Origin of the sequence: Prosthecobacter algae, assembly GCF_039542385.1 — a bacterium.
Taxonomy (GTDB): domain Bacteria; phylum Verrucomicrobiota; class Verrucomicrobiia; order Verrucomicrobiales; family Verrucomicrobiaceae; genus Prosthecobacter; species Prosthecobacter algae.
Genome location: NZ_BAABIA010000012.1, coordinates 49,846 through 72,354 on the forward strand (window position 1 = coordinate 49,846; position 22,509 = coordinate 72,354).

Annotated in this window: 15 protein-coding genes; 7 read left to right on the forward strand and 8 right to left on the reverse strand. The window is 59.7% G+C overall.

The features are described from left to right. Positions 1 to 203 precede the first annotated feature (203 nt). The 6 genes from ABEB25_RS22520 to ABEB25_RS22545 all read right to left on the reverse strand — a co-directional run bounded on the left by ABEB25_RS22520 (position 204) and on the right by ABEB25_RS22545 (position 12,404). The gene (locus tag ABEB25_RS22520; RefSeq protein WP_345738706.1) at positions 204 to 5,288 is read right to left on the reverse strand and encodes a beta strand repeat-containing protein; all 5,085 of its coding nucleotides are present in this window, start codon (positions 5,286 to 5,288) and stop codon (positions 204 to 206) included. Positions 5,289 to 5,474: 186 nt separating this feature from the next. After that, entirely contained in the window at positions 5,475 to 7,709 is a 2,235-nt protein-coding gene (locus tag ABEB25_RS22525) for a redoxin domain-containing protein (protein ID WP_345738707.1), read from the reverse strand. A gap of 56 nt (positions 7,710 to 7,765) precedes the next feature. Continuing rightward, entirely contained in the window at positions 7,766 to 9,031 is a 1,266-nt protein-coding gene (locus tag ABEB25_RS22530) for a phenylacetate--CoA ligase family protein (protein ID WP_345738708.1), read from the reverse strand. Positions 9,032 to 9,099: 68 nt separating this feature from the next. Continuing rightward, positions 9,100 to 10,008 carry an ROK family protein gene (locus tag ABEB25_RS22535; protein ID WP_345738709.1) on the reverse strand — a complete coding sequence of 303 codons (909 nt, stop codon included), beginning with the start codon at positions 10,006 to 10,008 and terminating at the stop codon, positions 9,100 to 9,102. 7 nt (positions 10,009 to 10,015) lie between these two features. Continuing rightward, complete coding sequence (locus ABEB25_RS22540) at positions 10,016 to 10,813, reverse strand: SDR family NAD(P)-dependent oxidoreductase (RefSeq protein WP_345738710.1); 798 nt, start codon at positions 10,811 to 10,813, stop codon at positions 10,016 to 10,018. Between the two features lie 184 nt (positions 10,814 to 10,997). Continuing rightward, a complete protein-coding gene (locus tag ABEB25_RS22545; protein WP_345738711.1) occupies positions 10,998 to 12,404 on the reverse strand; it encodes a DUF1501 domain-containing protein in 1,407 nt (468 codons plus the stop codon). A gap of 105 nt (positions 12,405 to 12,509) precedes the next feature. Here ABEB25_RS22545 and ABEB25_RS22550 point away from each other — a divergent pair, with 105 nt between their 5' ends. The 6 genes from ABEB25_RS22550 (at position 12,510) to ABEB25_RS22575 (ending at position 18,173) form a co-directional block, all read left to right on the forward strand. Further along, positions 12,510 to 12,743 carry a hypothetical protein gene (locus ABEB25_RS22550; RefSeq protein WP_345738712.1) on the forward strand — a complete coding sequence of 78 codons (234 nt, stop codon included), beginning with the start codon at positions 12,510 to 12,512 and terminating at the stop codon, positions 12,741 to 12,743. Then, positions 12,743 to 13,057, forward strand: a complete 315-nt coding sequence (locus ABEB25_RS22555) for a putative toxin-antitoxin system toxin component, PIN family (RefSeq protein WP_345738713.1) — start codon at positions 12,743 to 12,745, stop codon at positions 13,055 to 13,057. The genes ABEB25_RS22550 and ABEB25_RS22555 overlap by 1 nt, the downstream gene beginning before the upstream one ends. 182 nt (positions 13,058 to 13,239) lie before the next feature. Beyond that, complete coding sequence (locus tag ABEB25_RS22560) at positions 13,240 to 13,980, forward strand: L,D-transpeptidase family protein (protein ID WP_345738714.1); 741 nt, start codon at positions 13,240 to 13,242, stop codon at positions 13,978 to 13,980. Between the two features lie 82 nt (positions 13,981 to 14,062). Beyond that, positions 14,063 to 15,163 (forward strand): DNA-processing protein DprA, encoded by a 1,101-nt coding sequence (gene dprA / locus ABEB25_RS22565; protein ID WP_345738715.1) that lies wholly within the window; start codon positions 14,063 to 14,065, stop codon positions 15,161 to 15,163. A gap of 70 nt (positions 15,164 to 15,233) precedes the next feature. Continuing rightward, positions 15,234 to 16,520, forward strand: coding sequence for a glycosyltransferase family 4 protein (locus ABEB25_RS22570; protein WP_345738716.1), 1,287 nt, complete (start codon positions 15,234 to 15,236; stop codon positions 16,518 to 16,520). Between the two features lie 210 nt (positions 16,521 to 16,730). Further along, positions 16,731 to 18,173 (forward strand): NfeD family protein, encoded by a 1,443-nt coding sequence (locus tag ABEB25_RS22575; RefSeq protein WP_345738717.1) that lies wholly within the window; start codon positions 16,731 to 16,733, stop codon positions 18,171 to 18,173. Between the two features lie 23 nt (positions 18,174 to 18,196). Here ABEB25_RS22575 and ABEB25_RS22580 read toward each other — a convergent pair whose 3' ends face one another. Further along, complete coding sequence (locus ABEB25_RS22580; RefSeq protein ID WP_345738718.1) at positions 18,197 to 18,892, reverse strand: SGNH/GDSL hydrolase family protein; 696 nt, start codon at positions 18,890 to 18,892, stop codon at positions 18,197 to 18,199. A gap of 69 nt (positions 18,893 to 18,961) precedes the next feature. Between ABEB25_RS22580 and ABEB25_RS22585 the strand changes: the two genes are divergently transcribed. Next, positions 18,962 to 20,455 carry a hypothetical protein gene (locus tag ABEB25_RS22585; protein WP_345738719.1) on the forward strand — a complete coding sequence of 498 codons (1,494 nt, stop codon included), beginning with the start codon at positions 18,962 to 18,964 and terminating at the stop codon, positions 20,453 to 20,455. Positions 20,456 to 20,862: 407 nt separating this feature from the next. Here the strand turns inward: ABEB25_RS22585 and ABEB25_RS22590 are convergent, their stop codons facing one another. After that, positions 20,863 to 22,488, reverse strand: coding sequence for a hypothetical protein (locus ABEB25_RS22590; RefSeq protein ID WP_345738720.1), 1,626 nt, complete (start codon positions 22,486 to 22,488; stop codon positions 20,863 to 20,865). Between the last annotated feature and the right edge of the window lie 21 nt (positions 22,489 to 22,509).

Below are 22,509 nucleotides of genomic sequence, written 5' to 3' on the forward strand. Positions count from 1 at the left end.
AGGGCGTGGCTGGCAGCGCCGGGGGGACTGAAATCTGACTCTTACTACGTGGCGCACCGACTTTCGTGAGTCAATTACGACCTGCATGGAATCTGTGGCTGAACTTTCAGAAAGGTTATTGCGGCTGAAAGCTGTGAAAACCGCCATTTCCCCAGCGAAACCCTGATCCCAGGCTGAAAACCGGCCTTTTTGCCTCCCTGAATTTAGGGACGGCGGCGGCGGGTAAACAGCGCTAGCCCACCAAAAACCAAAAAAATAGCCCGCGACGGCTCCGGCACCAGGGTGATGCTGAGGACACCTGAGGTGAACAAATCCGAGGTATTCCACACCAGGCCATCGGGCAGTGAGGGAAGGTCAAACTGGGCCACGCTGCCAGCGATGGGTCCCGTGAGCCCCGTCCAGTCAAATAACCGCCATTGGTCATTCGCGGCCCAGGCGGTCAGGCCAGTGGGATTGGCCACTTTTAAAATCGTGGTGCTGGTCAGGTCCAGCCCGCCCAGGATGATGGCCCGGTCTGCCGCAGCGGCGATACCCGTATTGTCGCCCAAACCTGCCCCCGAAAAGAGATCGAAGTCCAGGATGGAGCCCGTCTGCAAGGTGAGTAGGCCCGTGCCCGTCGTCTGCAAAGTCAGCAGACCTGCCACTGTGGGCGTGGCCCCGGGCAGTTCCGTGCCGATCTGGAGGGTGGCCCCGGTGAGGGTGATGTTTCGGTCTGCCCCGGCGAGGATACGGCCACTGCCGCCCAGGGTGGCTCCAGCGGCGACCGTGACATTTCCTGTGCCCGTGGCGGAACCGCTACCGATGAGGTTGCTCACTAAAAGGGTGCCAGCATCCACCAGCGTGCCGCCGCTGTGGGTGCTATCTCCGGTGAGGGTCCACGTTCCCAGCCCGGCTTTTTGCAGCACGGTGCCGACGCTGCCGTTGTTTCCGATGCTGACGATCTCATTGGCTCCTTGGTTGGTTCCCGTCAGGCGCAGGGTGCGGGTGGCGGTGACGTTTGTGCCCGTGGAGGTGAAGGGGGCGGTGAACTTCACGCTGCCGACGCCGTTGTTTTCCAGCACAGCTAGCACCGTCTGCACGGTGGTGACGGAATTGGAAATCTGAATGGGCCGATCGGTGGTCGCATCACTGCTGCCCACATAACGCAACGCCCCGATGACATGAAGGACGGTGGTATTGCCGCCACTGGCCAACTCGATGACTCCATTGCTTGTGCCTGTGCCCAGAGAACTAGCGGTGCCCTGATTGGCCAGCACCGAGGCCTCCACCGTGGCATTGCGGATGAGGGTCTGGCCCGCATAAGTATTCGCCGGGCCCAGAGGGAGAAACATGGTGGTGGGCACCGTGGCGGTGCTGACGGTGGCGACGTCATTCACAGACAGGGAGAGGTTGTTCTCGTTCTCGCCAGCCCCGCCGAGGAATCCTGCGCGGAAGTTGTTGTTAGACGTGACGTTATCCACCATCAGCGTGGAGATGACACTGGCTCCACCGACGATGCGGTTGTCCGTGCCAGTGCCCATGACTTGGAGCCAGTCCACGGTGGTGTTATAAGCGGTGCTGCCGATGCCGAGGATGATCTTGCCACTACGGTCACCCGAGCCCAGGAGGAACTCGGTATTGGAGCTGATGGACCCCGATTGGAAATGCAGGATGCCTTCATGCACGCGCGTGCTGCCCGTGTAGGTGCTGGCCCCGCGCATGACCAGGGTGCCCAGGCCGCCTTTGGTGACAGTAGTGCCGAAACCAGCGGCGTTGACGATGGCAGAATTGATGACCAGCGGGGCGGCGGTGTTGTTTTGAATGATGGGCAGGTCGTTGTTCGCCCCGGCATCCGGTGACTTCAGCGTGCTGGTAGAAATGGTCTGGGTAAAGTTGCCCACAGTGCTGGAAACCAGGATGCCACCAACGGTCAAAATACGCCCCGTGACATCCTGCGCGAGAGTGGTCGTCTGGGCCTGGCCAAAGCGCAGGCTGGTGATGGCCGTGTTTGCCCCCAGTGTGGTGGTGCCCACTCCGGCAGCAATGTCTGCATTGCCCACCAAAGTGGTGGCGGTGGTGGGCGTGTAACCGCCAGAAGGCAAGGCTGAGAGGGGGACGATCTGCCGCACACCGCCGCTGAGGGCCGTGGAGCCTAACCATTCATCTCCGGCAGCGGCATCCAGCGACCACAGGTAAGGCGCACCGAGTGAGGAAGTGAAGATGGCATTGTCCGTGCCGCCCGTTGTCGTGAGGCTGCCAGTGGTGGGCCGGGTGATGCCCACGATGCCGCCGACACCGCGAGTGAAGCTGCCAAAAGAGAGATCTACCCGGGTGGCCCCATTCTGCGCCACCGTGATGTAGCTGGAGCCTCCATGCGCGGTATTCACCCCTGTGGGCACCACTGGGCCAAAAGCTTGGCTATTGCTGGCTCCGCTCTTGCCCGTGATGAGCAGTGTACCGCTATTAAGGTTGAGTTCGTTTGGGATGGCGATGCCACTGTGCAAGATATTCGTGGTAGGGCTGGTGGCGGCGCTGAAGTCCAGGTGCAAAGCCCCGCCATTCAGCGTGGTGATGGTGTTGCCCACTGAGGAGGCCAGCATCACGGTGCCGTTGCCTTCCTTCACAATCGTCAGTGCGCCCGTGCTGGTGCGGGTGATGGGGTCCAGCACATCCATGTTCCCTGCCCCGGCCAGGACTAAGACACGTGCGGTGGTGGCCGTCTGCGTGATGGCGGCCCCGCTGGCGGTATCAAAGATGAGTTTGCCACTGTCTGACTGGATGCGGATGGTGGTGACGCCGCCCAGGGTGATGAGGCCCGTGAGGGTGTTATTGCCGCTGACATTGCGGATGCCACCATTGCTCGCGACCCCGAGGCTCGATATGGAAATGGGTTCTGCCGCGAGGGTGATGCCCCCTGCCAGTTCCAAGGCTGCGCCAGCACTGATGACGGTGGAACCAAAAGTGGTTGCTGAGACACCGAGCGCATTGGCATGTGTGGGCCGCAGGACCCCAGCGCTGATGGTGAGAATGCCGGTGAAATTGTTATCCCCTCCCAGAGTCAGGCTGCCATTACCCGTCTTGGTCAGCAAGCCCGTCGCAATGTTGATGCGCCCATTGATGGCCGTATCTCCACGACCGCCAATGTTTAAATTCACCGTGCCTGTGATGGCATTCGTGGCAGGGGTCGTGGCCTGGATGGTCAGCAAACCCGCATCGGAAGTGAAGGTGGAATTCCCCACCAAGGTCATCAGCCCGGTGAGCGTATTATTGCCACTGACATTGCGAAGAACGCCATCCACGGCCGTGCTGACCCCCACGCCAGAAAGGGTCACAGGACGACTGAAGGTGATGCCATTGGCGAAGCGCAAGGAACCCCCTTCGATGACATTGATGGTGCCACCTGTCGTGCCCAGTGCAGCCCCATTTCGCAGCTCCAGCGCCCCACTCGCCACCACAGTGCCACCCGTGTGGCTGCTGGTCCCCGTGAGGATGGTGGTGGCCCCAGCAGAGCCATTGACCAAGAGGGTCACAGCACCACCGCCGGCATTGTTGGTGATCCCTGAATGAACGGTGAGCAGGGAGCTATTTGAATGATTGGTTAGGAAAAGCTGCCCGGTGCCTGCGCTGGCACCACCCGCAGAAAGTGAACTGGCGACACCGATCTGGCCGATGGTGAGGCTTTTCGCATTCGAAGTGATCTGCACACCCCCGACCACGCCGAGGCGTAAAGTATTGCCTGCACCCGTGAGGACGGTGCGGTCCACCTGCGTATCCGTCATGGAAACGGTGGCTAAGTTCACCACCGCCCCCGTCTGGGTCAGGGGTCCGGTGGAGCTGCTATTCAGCATGAGATGTGAGGTAGCGTCGCTAGTGACAGGCGTGGCGGTCACAGCCGATGTGGTGCCGCTAAAGTTCGTCAAAACACCCCCGGAAACCTGCGCCCAAGTACCCAGACCCACACCCGACTTGTAAGTGGCCCAAGGACCTAAAACCGTATCCGCCATGCTGCTGGTGATGGCACCCGAGGCCGGAGCGGTGAAGGCGACGGTGCCTGTGGTGGTGCGGCTCAAGGTGCCAAAGCTGAGGTTCATCTCACCGCCTGCGCCGGAGGTGAGCTCAATGGAGGAACGAAACCCCTGCACGCTGATGTTGCCCAGGCGCTGGGAATTGATGGTGCCTGCCTTGCCCGTCAACATAAGGACTGAACTGCCGATGTTGCTGCCCAGGAGATCCAGCCCGCCAGGGGCGGCGAGGCCATTGTAAAGAATGTCTTGCTGAGGGGCCGTGGCGGCGGCGTAATCCAGCACGGTCATACCGCCTGTGTAGCCAGAGCTATTGCGCCCCAGCACTGTATTTCCACCATACGTGTTCGCAGCATTGAGCGTCACCGTGCCATCACTTTTGGTTAGGGTGAAACGGTGAAAGGCATAACCGGACCCGCCATCGGTGATGGGGGCACTGATGACCATGCCTGTATTGCCGGAGTGCATGAGCACGCCCGTGCTCCCCGTCATGGTGATGCCGCCCGAAAGGGTCACATTGTTTCCCGTCACCCGGATGGCCGCGTAAGTATTGGCAAACCCCGAGGCCGTGATGGGCATGGCGTAATTGCCGGTGCCGCCCAGGGTCAGCGTGCCATTGTTGCGGATGGTGATGCCGCTGACATTCGAGATCGTTGCCTGGGCGGCGATGCCTGCATAGACGTAACTGCCGATGGTTAACATGCCCGTCAGGTTCGGGTTGGAGAGCATGTTTAAATTCACGAACTGGGTGGCTGTGCCGCCGCTTTTCTGAAGGGTCAGATTGCTCCCCTGAAAGGCAAGATTCGTCCCAAAACTGACAAACTGGGAACCGCCCGAGGAAAAGTCTGCGAACTGGATGAGGCCACCATCACCGAAGTTCAGCACCGTATTGGCCACAGCTCCATTGAGGGCATACTGCTGGCCCGCGACAGGTGTGGCGGTACCCAGCGCCAGGAAATTCATGCCCTTCAAATTCATATTGCCGGAAATGCTCACCGTATTGGCAGACGCTGGCGTGGTGCTGCCGAACTGGGCCGTCTCCAGCCCCGTGTTACCCCACAGCACGTTCGCATTGGTGGAGTCCAGCCAGTTCGCCACCGTGGTGTTCCAAGTACCGTTGCCATTTTGCAAACCAGGGGTGCCAGGGGTAGCATCCCAGGTCAGCACTTGGGCCACTAGGCGAGGCGGCAGTGCCAAGTAGGTTTGGCAAAGCAGCAGAATGGCTACACTAAAGGGCCGAATCCACGCGGAGAGCTGGTGGGCAGCAGGGTGCAGGGGGGATTTCATAAGGGATGGGCCACCCCAGCGGTGACTCGCATCCGTGGACTTCCATCGGTAAGAAGAACCGGTTTTTCACAAGACGTTTGGGGGGATGCCTAACAAACCAAGCATCGGCCATGCCATGCGCTCACCTCACCGGCTAGCTGGGCACATTAATACAGGAATCGGTTCTGCCGTCACCTGCGCCCCGGATCACTCCAGCCCTAACAAACGCTGTGACTCTTCCAGCAAAAATTTGGTATCGGTGAAGGGTTCCCAGCTCACGTCCCACCAGCGCAGGCGGCCCTGGGCATCCACCAAAACGGCGGCGTGGAGGGGCTCCTCCTCAAAGTCATCGTAGGCTTTGAAGGTCTTGAACATGGCGAGGCTAGGGTCGCAGTAGATGGGGAAAGGTGGCAGCTTTTTCGTCGTCATCTGCTCCGTGATGCGGCCTGCCAGAGACATGGGCTCCAGGGTAATGGCGGCCATTTGAATCCCGGCTTTCTCAAAATCTGCGGAGACTTTAGAAAAGGCATTGATCTGGGTCATGCAGTGCGTGCAAGCGCTGCCGAGATAGAAAAGCAGGAGGTGCGGTTTGCCTGCGAGTGAGGAACTGTCCACAGCTTTGCCCTCCAGCGTCAGGGCCTCCCACTTCGGCCCCACCGGGGGCTGCCAGTGCATGGGACCCAGGGTCTCCAGCGCCGGGCGGACGCCGCTGTCCTTACGCTGAGGGGCTGCGGCCTGCCAGTTCCCCTGAATGCCCAGTGTGGGGGCCAGGGCGGTGAGGCGCTTGGCTAGGGGCAGATCTTTGTCCATGGCGAAGGCGAGTTTGCCCGCCTGCTCCAGGGCTTTTTTGGCTTCGTCTTTTTTGCCCAAGGCTGCCAGAAGTTCGGCCTTGGCGGCAAAGCCAGCGAGGTCCTGGGGAAACTCTTTGATGTCCTCCTCGGCCTTCTTTTTGTCGCCCAAGGTGAGCCACAGAAAGGCAGCCCTCTCCGGAGGCATGGAGCCGGCAGCGTCCAAGACCTTGGCGGCGTCTTTGCTTTTCGACAGGATGGCTTTCAGGGCCCGCAATTCCTTAAGCGTGCTCACGGCGGGGCCTTCATTCGGTTTGTCCTTGGTGACGACCTCGGGGGTTTTAGGCTTGGCCTCGTTGCCTTTGGTTGCCTTGACTTTGTCGGCCTCTTTGGCCTTCTCGGCTTTGGCTTTGTCCGCCGCGACCTTGGCTTTCGCGATGGCTTTGCGATTCAACTCTTCAAGCTGGGTAATGTTGGTTTCGAGAGCTTTGAGATCCCCTTTGTAATAGAAAGCCAAAGCACGAGCCTCGCGTCGGGCGATTTCGATCTGGTCATGGTCCACCGCTTTGAGAAGAGGGCCATCCGTGAGCGTCAGCACCTCGTCCCACAGTTCCCATTTTGTTAGTGTATCGATAAGGCGCAGAGGGCCATAGTTGGCGCTGCCTTTGCCCAGATGGTTATACTTCGGGTGACGTGGATTGCTGATCAGACTTTTGGCTAGGCCGATGGCGTCTTTGGCGCGACCCAGTTCATTATACGTGCGCACCAGCCACTCTTCATTGTGCGCGTAATTGTGGATCTGGTCTGGCAGGATCCGGTTTTCGATCATGTAGGCGTGATCCACACGAGTGCTGGCTTCCTGCTGCCAGGCCGCATCGTCCTGACGTTTCAGCTTGGAAAAGGTGTGCCCGGACATGTGCCACATGTGGGCGATGGCCGGAGCGATCTGGCCATTCTGCGCGGCGGATTTCAGGGCCTGTCCAGGCTTGGGGCCGTCCCAGAGGTGGATGCGGTAGTGATGCGCGGGATGCTCTGGATTGGCGGCGAAAACTTGGTCCAGCAGGGCATTGAGCGCCATGGGGCTGGAAAGAGGCGCATCGCCCTTGGCATGCCAGATTTTCCAGGCCAGGAAGGCCTTTGCTTCCACGTCATCGCCATGCTCCTGGACGATGGTTTCCAGGTCGCGAATGAAATCCAAAGCGCGCTGTTTTTTATCCCGTTTGTCCTCCTTGTAAAAGGTCTCCAGGGTGGCGATCCACAACTTCTCACGCGCACTCGCTTTCTCCTTCAGCGCGGTGGCTTTTTTGATGAACTGCTTCGCCCGTGCTTCGTTGTTCACGTTGGCCATCGTCAGGCCCCAGTAGGCCATGGCGCAGTCTTTATCCAAGAGCGCAACCTGTCGGAAGGAGCGCTCCGCCTCGTAATACCAAAAACCATGAAGCTGGCCGACTCCCTGATTGAAAAACTTCTGCGCTTCCGCGTTCTTGGTAGAGATTTTAAAGTCCACCTTCCCTGTGCCCGGCATCAATACTGCTGCCTGTCGCGGCCCCTCATTGAAGGCCTCCCCATGGAGCGAGTGCCCAGGCAGAGGATCTGCCGCTGGACAGGCCAGGGCGAAGCTGAAGGAAAGAAACAAAGAAAGGCGCGGGTGCATGAAGGCTGGTATGCATAACGGCTAAGCCCGCACGAATCCTTCCGCAAGGCACTGAATCAGACCTTGCGCCAGCGTTTGGCCTTGAACTCATGTCGCGGCAGGCTGTCCGCCTCCACCAGCCGCACGGGAATGCGCATGGAGAAAGTATCGCGCAGCTTGGCCTCCAGGCGTTTGATGAGGGCTTTGGAAACATTGCCCGGCACCTCGATGAGGAGTTCGATCTCGTCCATGGCATCCACCTTGCGCTGTTCCACCATGAATTCCGCGATCTCGCTAAACTGCCTCACCACGGCCTCGACCGCGCTGGGATAAACATTCACGCCCCGCACCACCACCATGTCGTCCACGCGGCTGAGCACGCCCCCTTCCAGCGCCAATCGGCCCTGCCACAGGCGCTTTTTCACCCAGTCGCCCGTGCGGTAGCGCAGCAGTGGCCCAGCGGTGCGATCCAGCGTAGTCAGCACCAATTCCCCACACTCACCTTCGTTCACTTCCAGGCCGGTGGCGGGATCTATGACCTCGGCCAAATAAGCCTCCTCAATGACCACGAGCTGACCGGGAACGGCAGTAGTTTCATAACTCACGGGGCCCACCTCCGTCATGCCATGGTGATCATACACGCGAGCATTCCACAGTTTTTCAATGCGGGCGCGCACCTCAGGGATGCTGCCGCCGGGCTCACCAGCGACGATGATTTTCTGCACGCGCAGGGACAGGTGTTCCACCCCGCTGGCCTCGCCGATCATCTCGCCCAAACGCAGGGCATAGGTAGGCGTACAGCACAGGACGGTGGCTCCGTAACGGGCCATCATTTCCAAACGAGCCTGACTGGAAAGACCGCCGCTAGGGAGGGTGAGGTAGTGGCCATTGGCCGCCTCATAGGCGGTCCAAAAACCCAGAAAAGGCCCGAAGGAAAATGCGAAGAAGATGCGGTCTTTCCCTGCCACCAGATCCGCGCCATCATAGACATGACGCCAGCATTTCAGCATGGCCTCCCAGCTTTCTGGGGTATCCAGCCAGGCCACGGGCTGGCCACTACTGGTGCCGCTGGTCTGGCAAAAGCGCGTGTAGGACTCCAGAGGTTGAGTCAAGTGCGTGCCAAAGGGCGGGTGGGCGAGGCGGTCTGCCAGCAGCTCCTCCTTCAGGGTGAAAGGCACCTGCTGGATAAAATCCTCCACGCCATCCATCGACGAGACGACGACCTTGGCCGCCTGAAATTTGTGGGCGTAAAATCCGCCCGCGCCATTCACGGTGACGAGAATGGAACGCAGCTTGCGCCATTGGTTGGAACGCAGGCGGTCACGATCTATGGGGGAACTCACATCAGCCACGGTGAAGGGTTGGCGAGCAGCCTGGACGGGTCAAACAGAGATGCGTTCGCGTCGGTAGATCATCCCAGGCTGCGCACGGCCCCGTAAGCTCCGGCATCATCGCCCAAAGCCGCCAGCACCAGCCGCACCTGATGGCCTCCGGGTCGCCATTCATACTGATCCAAAAAGGTGGCCAGAGGCTGCAACAGACGATCCCCTGCCCCGGTGGCGATGCCACCGCCTAGAATGATGAGCTCAGGGTCCAGCACATTGATGAGACTGGCCAACCCCGCCGCGAGATGACGCACGGACTCCAGCCAGATTTTTTCCGCCTGGGCATCCCCCGCAGTACTGGCCGCCAGCAATGCATGGGTGGTGGCATACTGGCCTTTTCCACGCGCTTGCAGGGTCTTGTTGCCGATGGCCACCTCCAGACTGCCCGGCGTGCCAAAGAGATCCACCGGCGCATTGAGATCTGTGGTGATGTGCCCCAGGTGCCCGGCGCGGCCCAGGGCCCCTTTCAGCAAACGTCCGCCGCTGTAAATCGCCCCGCCCACACCTGTTCCCAGCGTGATCATAAACACATCCTGGCAGCCCTGCGCCGCGCCCACCCACACCTCGCCTAACAGGGCGGCCTGCGCGTCATTGAGCACATTCACCCGCCGATCGAGAAAGCTGGGCCAGTCCAACTTTTCCAGCCCGTGCATCCGCCCTGGCATCCACTGGATGCAGTGCCCCTCAGGATGGGCCAACCCGGGCGCGGAGAGCCCCACGGGCAGCTTTTGCCCTCCAGCGAGGGTTTCCAACTCCGCCACGATGCCGCGCACGGTGAGGGCAAACAGCGGCAGGCCATCCGCGAATTCGCCATCCTGCGTGGGCCGAGAGAGATGCGTGATCTGCCTGCCCGTTCGGCTTTCGATGAGCGCGGCCTTGATATTGGTGCCGCCGAGGTCAATGCCGATGGCGAGATCGCTGAATGATGCATTCATGGTTAGGCTAAGATTCGCGCCCCTCCGAAACGGTCCACCCACCATCCACCGCCAGCACCTGCCCGGTGATGAACTTTGCCGCGCGCGATAGCAGGAAAAGGGCGGCCCCTTCCACATCCTCCGGGCTGCCCACACGCCCGCCATCCAGCGGCTGCTTGGCCGCGACAAAACGGACGATAGCCTCATTTCCCACGGCCCGCTGGGACATGGGAGTCTCCACCAAAGCGGGTGCGATGACATTCACCCGGATGTTTTGCTTGGCGTAGTAACTGGCGATGGATTGGCTGAAACCGACGATGCCCGCCTTCGCCGCCGCATAGGCATGGCTGGCAAAAAACTCCGGCGAGGGCGACCAGCCGAGGACGCTGCCCATGTTGAGGATGCAGCCGCCACCGCCCTGGTGGAGAAACTGCCGCACTGCCGCGCGATTCGACAGGATGAGGGAACCAAGATTGAGATCCAGCGTGTAGCTGAGGCCTGCATCCGTCAGCTCATGCAAAGGGCCATCTCCACGCGAGCGACCACTGCCGCCGGCGACATGATAGAGGGCATCCAACCGCCCGAAGTTTTCCACCGCGAGCGCCACCGCTTTCTCCGCCGTTTCAGGCAGGCTGGCATCTCCGGCGAACCCACAGGCCCCCCTGCCTAGGGTCTGCAAAGCCGACTGCACATTGGCCTCGCTGCGACTGGTGACGACCACGCGCGCCCCATTGGCCACCAAAGCCTGCGCCGCGGACAGCCCCAGCCCCGTGGTGCCGCCCATGACGACCACGGACATTCCTTCGACATCGTAGCGAGTGTTCATGACGGGTGACTATTCCGAGCGCATCCGCCCTGACAAGCCCCACAGCGGATGCTCCATGAAACAAGGCCGTTTGCACCAAGGGGTGTCTGCGAGCAGTGTCGCTACGAGTTGGGGCGAATTCATCACTCGGAGAGTGATGACTACTCTACTTGCGAGCTAAAGCTCGGGAGTACTTTGCTAGCCCTTACGCAAGGATCTCTTTCACCACATGTCCGTGGACATCGGTGAGGCGGAAGTCACGCCCGGCATAGTTGAAGGTGAGCTTCTCATGATCCAGGCCTAACAAATGAAGGACTGTCGCATGGAGATCATGCATGTGTACTTTGCCCTCCACCGCCTGGAAGCCGATGTCATCCGTGGCCCCATGGGCAAAACCTGCTTTCACGCCGCCACCTGCCAGCCAGACGGTGAATCCGGCGGGGTTGTGGTCGCGCCCAGTGCCGTTTCTTTCAGCGTAGGGGGTGCGGCCAAATTCGCCGCCCCACCAGACGAGGGTGTCTTCCAGCAGACCACGCTGCTTGAGATCGGTGAGCAGCCCGGCGATGGGCTTGTCCACCGCCGCCGCGTGATCGCCATGCTTGGGCAGATTGCTGTGCTGATCCCAGGCTGGATTGTTGGAGTTGTCGCCGTAATTGACCTGGATGTAGCGTACCCCCTGCTCAGCCATTCGGCGGGCCATCAGGCACTGGCGGCCAAAGTTATCCGTGGTCTTTTCCCCGATGCCGTAGAGGTTCAACGTAGATTCGGATTCCTGGGCGAGGTCCAGCGCATCGGGCGCTTTGTTCTGCATGCGCCAGGCGAGTTCGTAGCTCTGGATCACAGCCTCGATCTCATTATCTCCAGGGCGAAGCTGCTGAGCATTCAGAGCGCCTAACAACTCATACTGCCGCCGCTGCTGCTCCGGTGTCCAGGTGGTGTTGACGATGTTTTTGATGGTGGCCTCTTTGCTCGGCAGGCCACTGCGACCCAGGGGGGTGCCTTGATAAAGCGCAGGCAGGAAGGCATTGCCATAATTGCGCGGCCCGCCATTGCCCAGGCTAGGGCTGATGGTGACAAAACCGGGCAGATTTTCATTTTCCGTTCCCAGTCCATACATCACCCACGCGCCCATGCTGGGGCGGATGAAGCTGGTGGTTCCCGTGTGCATAAACAGCGTGGCTGGGCCATGCGCCACGCCTTCTGTATGCATGCCATGCAGGAAGCACAGGTCATCCACATGGCGATTGATGTGAGGGAAAAGATTGGAGGCCCAGCGCCCGGATTCACCATGCTGGGCAAATTCCCACAGGGGCTGCTTTAGCCGCTGGGGAGATCCCTTGCCCGTCTTCGCCACCGTGCGTGGATCGGCAATATCAATGATCTTTTGGTCATCCTTCAGCAGCCGAGGCTTGTAATCATAAGAGTCCACATGGCTGACCCCGCCCTGCATGAAGAGGAAGATGACCCGCTTGGCCCTGGGTGCATGATGCGGCTGCCTTCCCATGCCAGGAGTGCCCGCCGCCCACGCCTGCCGCTGCGCCAGCGCAGACGCGGCGAGATACCCGAAACCACACCCGGTGGTCTGGAGAAAGGAACGTCGGGAGGAGAACATGCGGTTAGAACGTAGGGAGCATGCCTTTTTTTGCGTGGCAGACCAAGATCATATTCCGCCTTCGGCATTGAATATTAAATTCAGGTGTGGCAATCTTAAATCACGATGTCAGCAGGCATTCCCACATCCGACCAACTTCTACTGGCCGAAGTGACCGAACGTTTGTCCAAAGTCGAACAAAACGAATTGGACGCGGTGAATCGTTTTCTAAAGAAGTTGGAGATGCTTAGACTGCGCCGCTCCATCGGCCAAGCAATTGACCAAGCCGATGCAGCGGGACTGATGACTCAAGTAGAAGATTCGATCCGCGAATTTCGTGAGCGTCAGCCTTACCGCTGATGATTGTCTGCATCGATACCAATGTGATCCTACCGATGCTCAGCCTTCGGCACCCTTTTAGCCGTATCCTCGATGCCTGGATGGACGGTCACTTTTCATTAGCCGTTTCCAACGAGATCCTCACCGAGTATGAAGAAATCATTCGCCCTCGTATTGGAAGTGACCGGTGGTTAGATTTCCTTTCGCTGCTTCAGTTAGGGGCAGAACTGAACGGAAATTTGGTGCGTATCCAGCCGAGCTTCAGATTTAACGTCATTCAGGTGGACCCTGACGATAACAAATTTTCTGACTGCGCAATTGCGGCTGATGCTTAATGGGTCATCACGCAGGACAAACATTTTAATGCGCTAATCAACAGTGGATACCGTCCCAGGCCTATGGCCCCAGAGGCTTTTATCGCGGTCTTGGTTTGAAAACTCGGCTGATAAGACGTCCAGATCGCATTCCAGTCTCGACAATCTCCTGCGCTCGTTTTTTGATCAGGAAACTCCCGCCTATGACTGACGCCTCCTCCTTTCTCCGCTCTGCATTTTCCCTCTTGGCCGCAGGCTTGTTGATGAGCAGTTGCAGCTCGGCCCCGAAGGAGGAGTCCGGCCAGGCCGGACCACCCAAACGGGACGATAGTTTCTGGATCGGTGATCAGGTGGCAGGCAGCCCCAAGCTGGTGATTGATCTATCTGAGCAGCGCCTCCGCTATTACAAAGGCGGCAAGCTGGTGGGCCTATCCCCCATTTCCTCCGGCCGAGACGGGCATGACACCCCCACGGGCAGTTTCAAGATCACCCAGAAAGATGTCTATCATCGCTCGTCCATCTACGGAGCCTATGTGGATGCCCAGGGAAACGTGGTGGTGGAGGATGTCGATTCGCGCATTGACCCATGCCCAGCGGGAGCCCGGTTTGTTGGGGCCAAGATGCATTACTTCATGCGCGTGGTGGGGGCAGTGGGCATGCACGAAGGTCACCTGCCAGGGTATCCCGCCTCGCATGGCTGCATCCGCCTACCCACCAAGATGGCCTCCATCTTTTATCATGCCACTCCGCACGGCACTCCCGTGCAGGTGACGGGCAATGCAGCCTTCGCCAAGTATGAACCTCCGGTGCCCCTTGCCCCTGCGACTCCCGAAAAGGTGAAGAAGCCAAAAACTAAGACTTCCAATGGCGGGATGCGCCCAGGAAGCCGCAAAAAGGCCCCTAAACGGGCGACGGTGCCACCTGGGACCACACTTTACCTCTGAGGCGTGATTTCTAAACTGCCCTGCTGAGAAGAAAGACGCGCATGCAAGCTTGAGTCCGCCTGGACTTTCGCGACCATGCTGCATGACCCGCACCGAAGCCTACCTAGCCCTAAACCTGATACCCCAAGTAGGGCCGGTGCGCATCCGGAGGCTGGTGCAGGCTTTTGGTTCACCTGAGGCAGCGCTCCGGGCCAAGGCCTCCGAAATCGCCCAAGTGGAAAGTTTTGGCCCGAAGCAGGCGGAGGCCATCGTAGCCTGGGAAAGTGAGGTGGAACTAGAGAACGAGCTGCGCAAGGTCCAAGATCGTGGCCTGACCTTGCTGACACAGGAGGATGAGCTCTACCCGCCACTGCTCAAGGGCATCTACGATGCGCCCATCCTGCTCTACGTATGGGGGGAACTGCAAAAGCGCGACCACCAAGCGATCGGCGTGGTGGGCAGTCGCCACGCGACGATCTACGGCATGAATGCGACCAAGAAACTCAGCTTTCAGATCGCCTATGCAGGCTACACCGTCATCAGCGGTCTGGCACGTGGCATCGATACCGCCGCACATGAGGCCGCCCTGGCCGCCAAAGGGCGCACCGTGGCGGTCATCGGCTCTGGGATGGGCAAGCTGTACCCGCCTGAAAACATGGCCCTGGCCCAGCGAATTGCCGAAAATGGGGCCGTCATCAGCGAATACCCCGTAGATCGAATGGCGGATAGACAGACCTTTCCCTATCGAAACCGAGTGGTGGCAGGCTGGGGCAGTGGGCTACTGGTGGTGGAGGCCCCGATCAAGAGCGGCTCCCTCATCACCGCGCAGCAGGCCACGGAGCAGGGCCGCTCCGTCTATGCGGTGCCAGGCCCCATTGACAAACCCACCTCCAGCGGCTGCAATCGCCTCATTCAGCAAGGAGCCAAGCTGGTCATGGATGCAGCAGACATCCTGGATGACCTCACCACCCTCTTCCCCACGGCCCCCATAGCTCCGAAGGTGGAGCCCGTCTCCTCCCCTGCGAACCTGACGCTGGATGAAAAAATCCTCTATCAGACCCTGAATACAGAGGAACTGCACATCGACGAGATCACTGGCCGCTCCGGTCTGGCAGCAGGCACCGTGAACGTCAATCTCATGCGACTGGAAATGAAACGCCTAGTCCGCGCGTTGCCTGGCCGGCGTTATGTTCGTGTCGGATGAATGATTCCTCGCCTCTTGCCGATGCGTATCCCTTGCGTTAAACATCGCGCCCCTTTCTGCTCCCGATCCTATGCGCATCCTCCATCTCACGCCCGGCACCGGCAACTTTCACTGCGGAAGTTGCCTCCGAGATCATGCGCTCATCAAGGCCCTGCGCTCTCGCGGGCATGATGCCATCATGGCCCCGCTCTACCTCCCCCTGGTGACGGACCGCGAGGCACCCAATCCTGAGATCGGCATCCGGGTGGGCGGGATTTCCCTGTATTTGCAGCAAAAACTGTCCTGGTTCCGTTTTGTGCCCCGATTTATCCACCGCTGGCTGGATAAACCCGAGCGACTGCGTTTTGCCTCCAAATTCATGGGCATGACTAGCCCGCGTGATCTGGGTGAAATGGCCTTGGGTGCCTTGCAAGGTGAAGGCGGCCGCCAGTGGCCGGAGTGGAAGCGCCTCATCGAATGGATCCGGACCGATGGCCGGCCTGACGTGATCTCCCTTTCCAACAGCCTTCTCATCGGCCTGTGCCCGGCCATTGAGCGCGACCTCGGCATCCCAGTCGTTGTGTCCCTACAGGGGGAAGATTCCTTTTTGGATACTTTGATCGAGCCCTACCGCAGTCAGTCGTGGGCTGCAATGCGGATGAATGCGCAGCATGTCTCGCGCTTCGTCGCCCCCAGCCAGTTTTACGCCCGCGTCATGCAGGAAAAACTGGGCGTCGGGGAAGAGAAAATGTCCGTGGTTTACAACGGTCTCGATGCCAACTCCTTCGGTGTGGCCGAGCCCGACCCCAACTGGCCCGTCATAGGCTACTTTGCCCGCATGATTCATGGCAAAGGTCTCACCACCCTGGTGGATGCCTACATTGAACTCTCCAAACGCGGCACGGTCCCACGTGTAAAACTGAAAATCGGCGGAGCCAAAACCGCTTCCGATGACAAGTACGTCGATGAGTTGAAAAAGAAACTCCAACAGGCTGGTCTGACTCAGCGCGTGGAGTGGCACCCCAACCTGAATTTTTCCGACAAGGTGAAGTTCTTCCGCAATCTCACCGTCATGTCCGTACCTGCGACTTATGGCGAGGCCTTTGGCCTTTACATCGTCGAGGCCATGGCCAGCGGCGTGCCCGTGGTGCAGCCAGATCACGGGGCCTTCCCTGAACTCATCGCCGCCTCGGGTGGTGGCGTATTGTGCGCACCCGATGACGTCAATGCACTGGCGGATGCGTTGGAAACCTTGCTGCAGGATGACCACCAGCGCGAGCAGATCACCAACCGTGGCCTGCAAGGTGTGCGCAACGAATTCAGCGCCGCCCGCATGGCCGAACGCTTCGACGAAGTCCTCACCGCAGCACGTGGTTAGGCCTGCCATTGGAGCGCAGGGACAGTATTCATCACTCTCCGAGTGATGCGTTCGCCCCAACCCGTAGCTGCCTGCGCCAGCAGGTGGGTTTGGGAGCGAGCGAGGACATGGGAGTATCTTGAAAAGCCTGGAAGCCCTCACACTTTGAGCGTCTCACCAAAGCCTCACCTCCTGCATTGCCACGAGGCGTAGGCCCGCTATGCTGGGGATATGAAGTCTGCCCTGCTCCTGCCGCTGTTGGTTTGCCTCAGTCTGCTGGCCTTTCTCGGCCATGGCCAGGCGCAGACAGGCAGTTATAAAGGGAAAGTAGTCATCATCCCCGTGGGTGAGGAGGATCTCATCGCCCGCGCCCGGTTTGAATTCATGTCCCGCACGCTGGAACGCTGCACGAATGAAGGGGCCGAAGCCGTCATCTTCGATCTGGATACCCCCGGTGGACTCCTCTGGGACACGGTGGACCTCATGATGAATGACCTGCAAAAGCTGAAGCCGCGCAGCTTTGCCTTCGTCAACAAACGCGCCCTTTCTGCCGGGGCCATGATCGCGGTGGCTACCGATGGCATCTACATGGCCCCCACCAGCACCGCCGGGGCTGCCACCCCCATCTATGGCAATGCCCAGGAAATGGGCGATGCCGAACGTGCCAAGATGAACTCCGCCACCATGGGCATGGCCCGCGCTGTGGCCAAACGCAAAGGTCATGATCCGCGAGTCATTGAGGCCATGATTGACATGAGCCGCGAGCTGAAAGTGGGCGACCTTGTGCTGGATACGAAGGACTCCATCCTCACTCTGGATGCCCAGGAAGCGACGATGCAACTGGATGGCAAACCCGTCTTTGCCAAAGGCATTGTGGACAGCCTGGATGACATCAAAAAGGCCGAGGGGCTGAAAGGTGCCACGATCATTGCCGAACCCACCCTGTTCGAGGTCATCGCCATCTGGGTCACCAAATATGCAGCCATCCTCATCCTCATCGGCGTGGCGGGCGGCTATCTGGAAATGCAGACCCCAGGTTTTGGCATCCCTGGATTTGTCTCCATCGCCGCTTTCAGCCTGTTCTTCTTTGGTCACTATGTGGCAGGCAGCCTCGTGGGCCAGGAGACGGCAGTGGTCGCTGCACTGTTTGTCATCGGCGTGTTTCTGCTCATCATTGAGCTGGCGATCTTCCCCGGCCTGCTGGTACCGGGCATCCTCGGCTTCATCCTCATCATGGTGGCCCTGGTTTACACCATGTCTGCCTGGGAGGTGCCGCTGCCCGCCCCACTGCCCGGCGACAGCAAGGAAGTCCCGCAGGAAGTGGGCTTCAACCTCCAAGTCTATGCCCTCGGTCTGCGCAACTTTGCGTTAGGCATCTTGGGTGCAGGCGTGCTCATTCTGGCCATATTCCGCTTTCTGCCAGAGACCGGTCCCTTTAAGAAACTGGTGCTCACCTCCGCCATTGATGGAGGCGAGGCGAAGACGATCCCCGCAGCGACCGTGACCGTGGGCGATGAAGGCCATGCCTGCAGCGCCCTGCGCCCCTACGGCACCGTACAGTTTGGCGAGCGTCGAGTCGAAGCCATGGTGGAAGGCGGTTACCTGGCCAATGGCACCCCCGTCCGCATTCGTGAAATCCAGGGGCCAAAGATCATCGTGGAGCCCTTTGCGTAACTTGTCAGAGCTGGGGATGAAACCTACTTCGCCCCCGCCAACGCTGCCTTGATCTCCTGCGCGACTTTCTGCGCGAGGTAGTCGGAGCCTGCCTCATGATAATGCACATCCTGCTTCTTCTGCATCTCGGCTAGCTTGGGGGTGATCCAGGCATTGAGATCATTGATAGTCACCCCATTTTCCTGCATCACCTTGGCAGCGATGGCGTTGTATTCACTCACTTCACCAAACTCGCGCGGCGGGATGAGCGGGCCTTTGGGAATGGGGGTCGTGGTGGCCCAGATCAGCTTGGCTCCAGTCTTCTTCAGCCGTGTCACCAGCGTGCGCAGATTCGCCTCATAGTCCGCCGCTTCCACTTGGCGTTTGCCATCCGGCATGAACTTCAAATCATGGATGCCCCAGTTAAAATGGATGACCGCCCATGGGCCGTAACCTAGCCATTTGTCCAGGTTCGCCACGCCATTTTTGGTCGGCCCGCCGTTTTGAGGGATGCGATGCACATTGGCCACACCTTCCAGCAACTTTCGGGTCGGCAGGGTGTAGCCCATGGAGATCGAATCCCCGATCAAAAGCACTCGAGGCAGGCCAGCCACATCCTGCACAGGCACGATGGACGGATTTGGCGCGGCCTTCTTGGTGGGAACCTTGGTTTCTTGGGACCAAGCAGGTGCCACGAGGGCCAGTGAGAGCAACGACAGCAGCAGAGGACGAAGTTTCATGAGAAGGATGGACGACGAATCACCGTCCTTCACCGCCCCGGCAAATCCTGCGCCGCCTGCGGAAAGAACGTGAAATCTGAACGCATCTGCATTCCCATGTCCTTCATGCGATTTCAGATTCACGACCTCCGCTTTCATGTGCTGCCCATGCGCACGCGCTTTCCATTTCGTTATGGCATCGCCAGCATGAGCGCCCTTCCCCACTTACTGGTGCGCGTGGAGATGAGCGTGAATGGCAAGACCGTTCAGGGCACTGCCAGCGAGGGCTTGCCACCGAAGTGGTTTACCAAAGATCCGCACACCTACTTCGAGCAGGACTTGGCCGAAATGCTGGCAGTGATCCAGAACGCCTCCCGACTCGCCCGTTTGGCCTCGGCCACGCCCGTCACCTTTTTTGCCTGGTGGCAGACCCTGTATCAGGAGCAGGCGCGCTGGGCCGGAGTGAAACAGGTACCCTCCCTGCTGGCCAACCTGGGTGTGAGCCTCATGGAACGTGCTGTGCTGGATGCCCTCACCAAAGCGGCAGGCACGTATCTGCATTCCTTGTTAGGCTCTGAGAGCCTGGGCATCCATCTCGGAGAGATCCACGAGGAGTTGCACGGTCTTTCGGTGGCTCAGGTCTTGGCCCCAAAGCCTCTGCCGCAGATAAACGTGCGCCACACTGTGGGCCTGGGAGATCCGCTTTTCGCCCAGGACATCCCCGAGGACGAACAACTGCACGATGGCCTGCCGCACGCGCTGGATGAATCCATCCGCGCTTATGGGCTGCGTTATTTCAAAATCAAGGTCTGTGGCCAGCCCGAAACCGACCTGCAGCGGCTGCGTGAGATCACCACCGTCCTCACGCGCGAATGCCACTCCGGTTTTCACGCCACCCTGGATGGCAACGAGCAGTTCCTCGACCTCGCCTCCTTTCGCGACTTTTACGAAACGCTGCGGGCCGAGGCTGCCCTGGCCCCGCTGTTCCAGAACCTCCTGCTCATCGAGCAACCGCTGCACCGCACCCATGCGCTGAAAGAGGATGTCGCCCCTGCTCTCGCTGCCTGGCAGGACGGGCCCGGCCTCATCATTGATGAATCCGATAGCGCATTGACTGACCTGCCCCGCGCACTGGCACTGGGCTACATCGGCACCAGTCACAAGAACTGCAAAGGCATCGTCAAAGGCCTAGCGAATGCAGCCTTGCTGAAGGTGCGCGGGGCCACCTCTTCACGCCCGCTCATCCTTAGCGGCGAAGATTTGGCCAACGTCGGCCCGGTGGCCCTGCTGCAAGATCTGGCCATGATGGCGGCCCTGGGAGTGACCCATGTGGAGCGCAATGGCCACCACTATTTTAAAGGCCTGTCCATGCACCCCGAAGCTGTGCAAAGCGCCGCCCTCCAGCATCACGGCGATCTCTATCGCCAGCACGAAAGCGGCTTCCCCACGCTGAACATCCGCCAAGGTTTGCTGGATCTTCAAAGCGTCAACGCCGCCCCCTTCGGCTGCGCGTTCGAGCTGGATCTGGAAAGCTACGAACCCCTCAACACCTGGATCAAACGCGGCGGCATGACGGAGCTGTAACCTCTCGCCGCCGCCCGTAGCTGCCTGCGCCAGCAGGTGGTTCCCTGAAGGTACAAAGGGTCTTTGTTACGCGAAGGCCTAACCACATCCCTCCACGCCGCGCTTACTGAAAAGGGGATCTTTTGGCGAACGAGATTGTGCCTGCTGCACCCCCTCACCTTGGCCTCTCCCAAAGGGAGAGGGAACGCGCTTTTTGAAGCTCGGGATGGAAGAGCGAACGAGACGATTGATCTTTTGTAAACGAAGGCCAAAACAACGTTCCCCTCGCCCCGCTTGCGGGGAGCAGGGCTGGTGTGAGGGGCGGTCGAAGCTCAAGCAATCCACAACTCAAACTCTCTGGTGTAAACCCCCAGTCGAGCAAACGATGATGGAAGGAAGCGTGAGAAAAACCGTCAAAAGAGCCCAGCCTACCCCACTCGCACATCCAGATACTCCAAAGTCACAGGCTTGCCGCCCAGATGGCGAAACTCAAAGACGTTTTTTCCATTTCGCAAAAGCTCAGCGGGCAGACTCCAGGCACGAAGGGCTTCAGGCAGGCCTAACAAAGAAGGATAAGGGTTTTCAAAAGGCTCGCTGACATCGCTCACACTCTCCAAAAGCGTGCCATTGCAGCGTGCTTCGAGCGTGCGCCCCTCCAGCGTCGCATCGGCCTGGAGGCGCAGTCTTCCCTGCCCTTTCCAGCCTCCAGAGGGCGGGGCCATGTCCAGCTCAAAACTCGTCTTGGCCTTTTCCTTCAATCCACGCGGCAGCACGGGCGGCCTAACATAAGGGTTGTTCCATCCCGTAGCGAGGAACCAATGCTGCGGCGGGGAGGCAAGATCCCCACGTTTTGCCAAAGAGGGCAGCACCGCAAACGGAGGTTCCGCAAAGGGTCCGCGCCCTGGCCCACCGTGCTCACGGTAGTAGGCAAAGTTAAAGAGGCTCACGCCATCCGCCCCACGGGCATAGGCCAGGTGTGCCGTGGTCTCATACTGCTGCGTCGTGGTGCGGCGAAAGGTGAAGGTGTCATACCCCGGCACCAGCTTGCCCCCATTGGCAATCGAGTGGCACATCTCCACATACAGGGCCGCCGATTCCGGCACTTGTTCGCGGATGGTCGCCAGATCCATCTGCTGGGTGGTGAAGTAACTGGCCGAAAGGTTCACCATGTCCAGCCCAGCCGCCACCAGTGCCCGCAGATCAAGCCCCAGGGCATCCAGCCCTTTCATCAGGCATGGCACACGCGCACACAGCCATCGGCGACGCCCATCTCGCTGGGTACGATCCAGCACCACTCGCACTTGCTGGACAAATCCGGTCATGATCTCCTGGCGCTCTTCCAGCGTGGTTTTCTCAGTATCAAAGAAGCTGTAAAAGCGCATGTAATCCAGCTCCAGCCCATCCAGATCGTAGTTCTCGCACAGCTCCGTGATCAGCGCCAGCTTCTGCGCCCGCACCTCGTCATGCAGCCAGTTTTGCACAAGGTCAGCGCCGCGTTTGGAGTCTTTGTTAAACACATACTCCGGATGCTCCACATAATGCCGCGTCACACTCATGCCGATGCTGGTGCCCGGCTTGTCCCCAGGCTTCGGGTCCGTGTACTCCTTGTGATGCGCATCATTGAGCCGAAAGGAAATGAAGGCCGCCTGCTTCGTCTGGCGGCAGCGGTCCACAAAGACCTTCACCACATCGCCACCTTTCAGGACATAGTTGCCAAATGAATCCGGCGCCACGCCGTAGCGCTCTTTGATCCAGGCGTAATGCTCCGCCAATGGCAGCACTTGGCTTGGCCACATGGGCACCATCCCCAGACCCGGCTGGAGAAAATGCGCATCCACCTTCCCCGCCACCTCATCCACCGTGGCCTCCAGCATCGCTGCACGAAACGGTTCGCGTGCCTGGCGAAAGGGACTCACGCAACTCGTGATGTTCGTCGTGTCGTTGCTATACAGCACACGAAACGGGGCTTTCGCCCGAGGGGCCTGGGCATAGGCAAAGGGAGCCGTGGCCAGCGCTGCGGTGGTGGTTTTGAGGAAGTGGCGGCGATGCAGCATGATCCATGAATGCAACGCCTA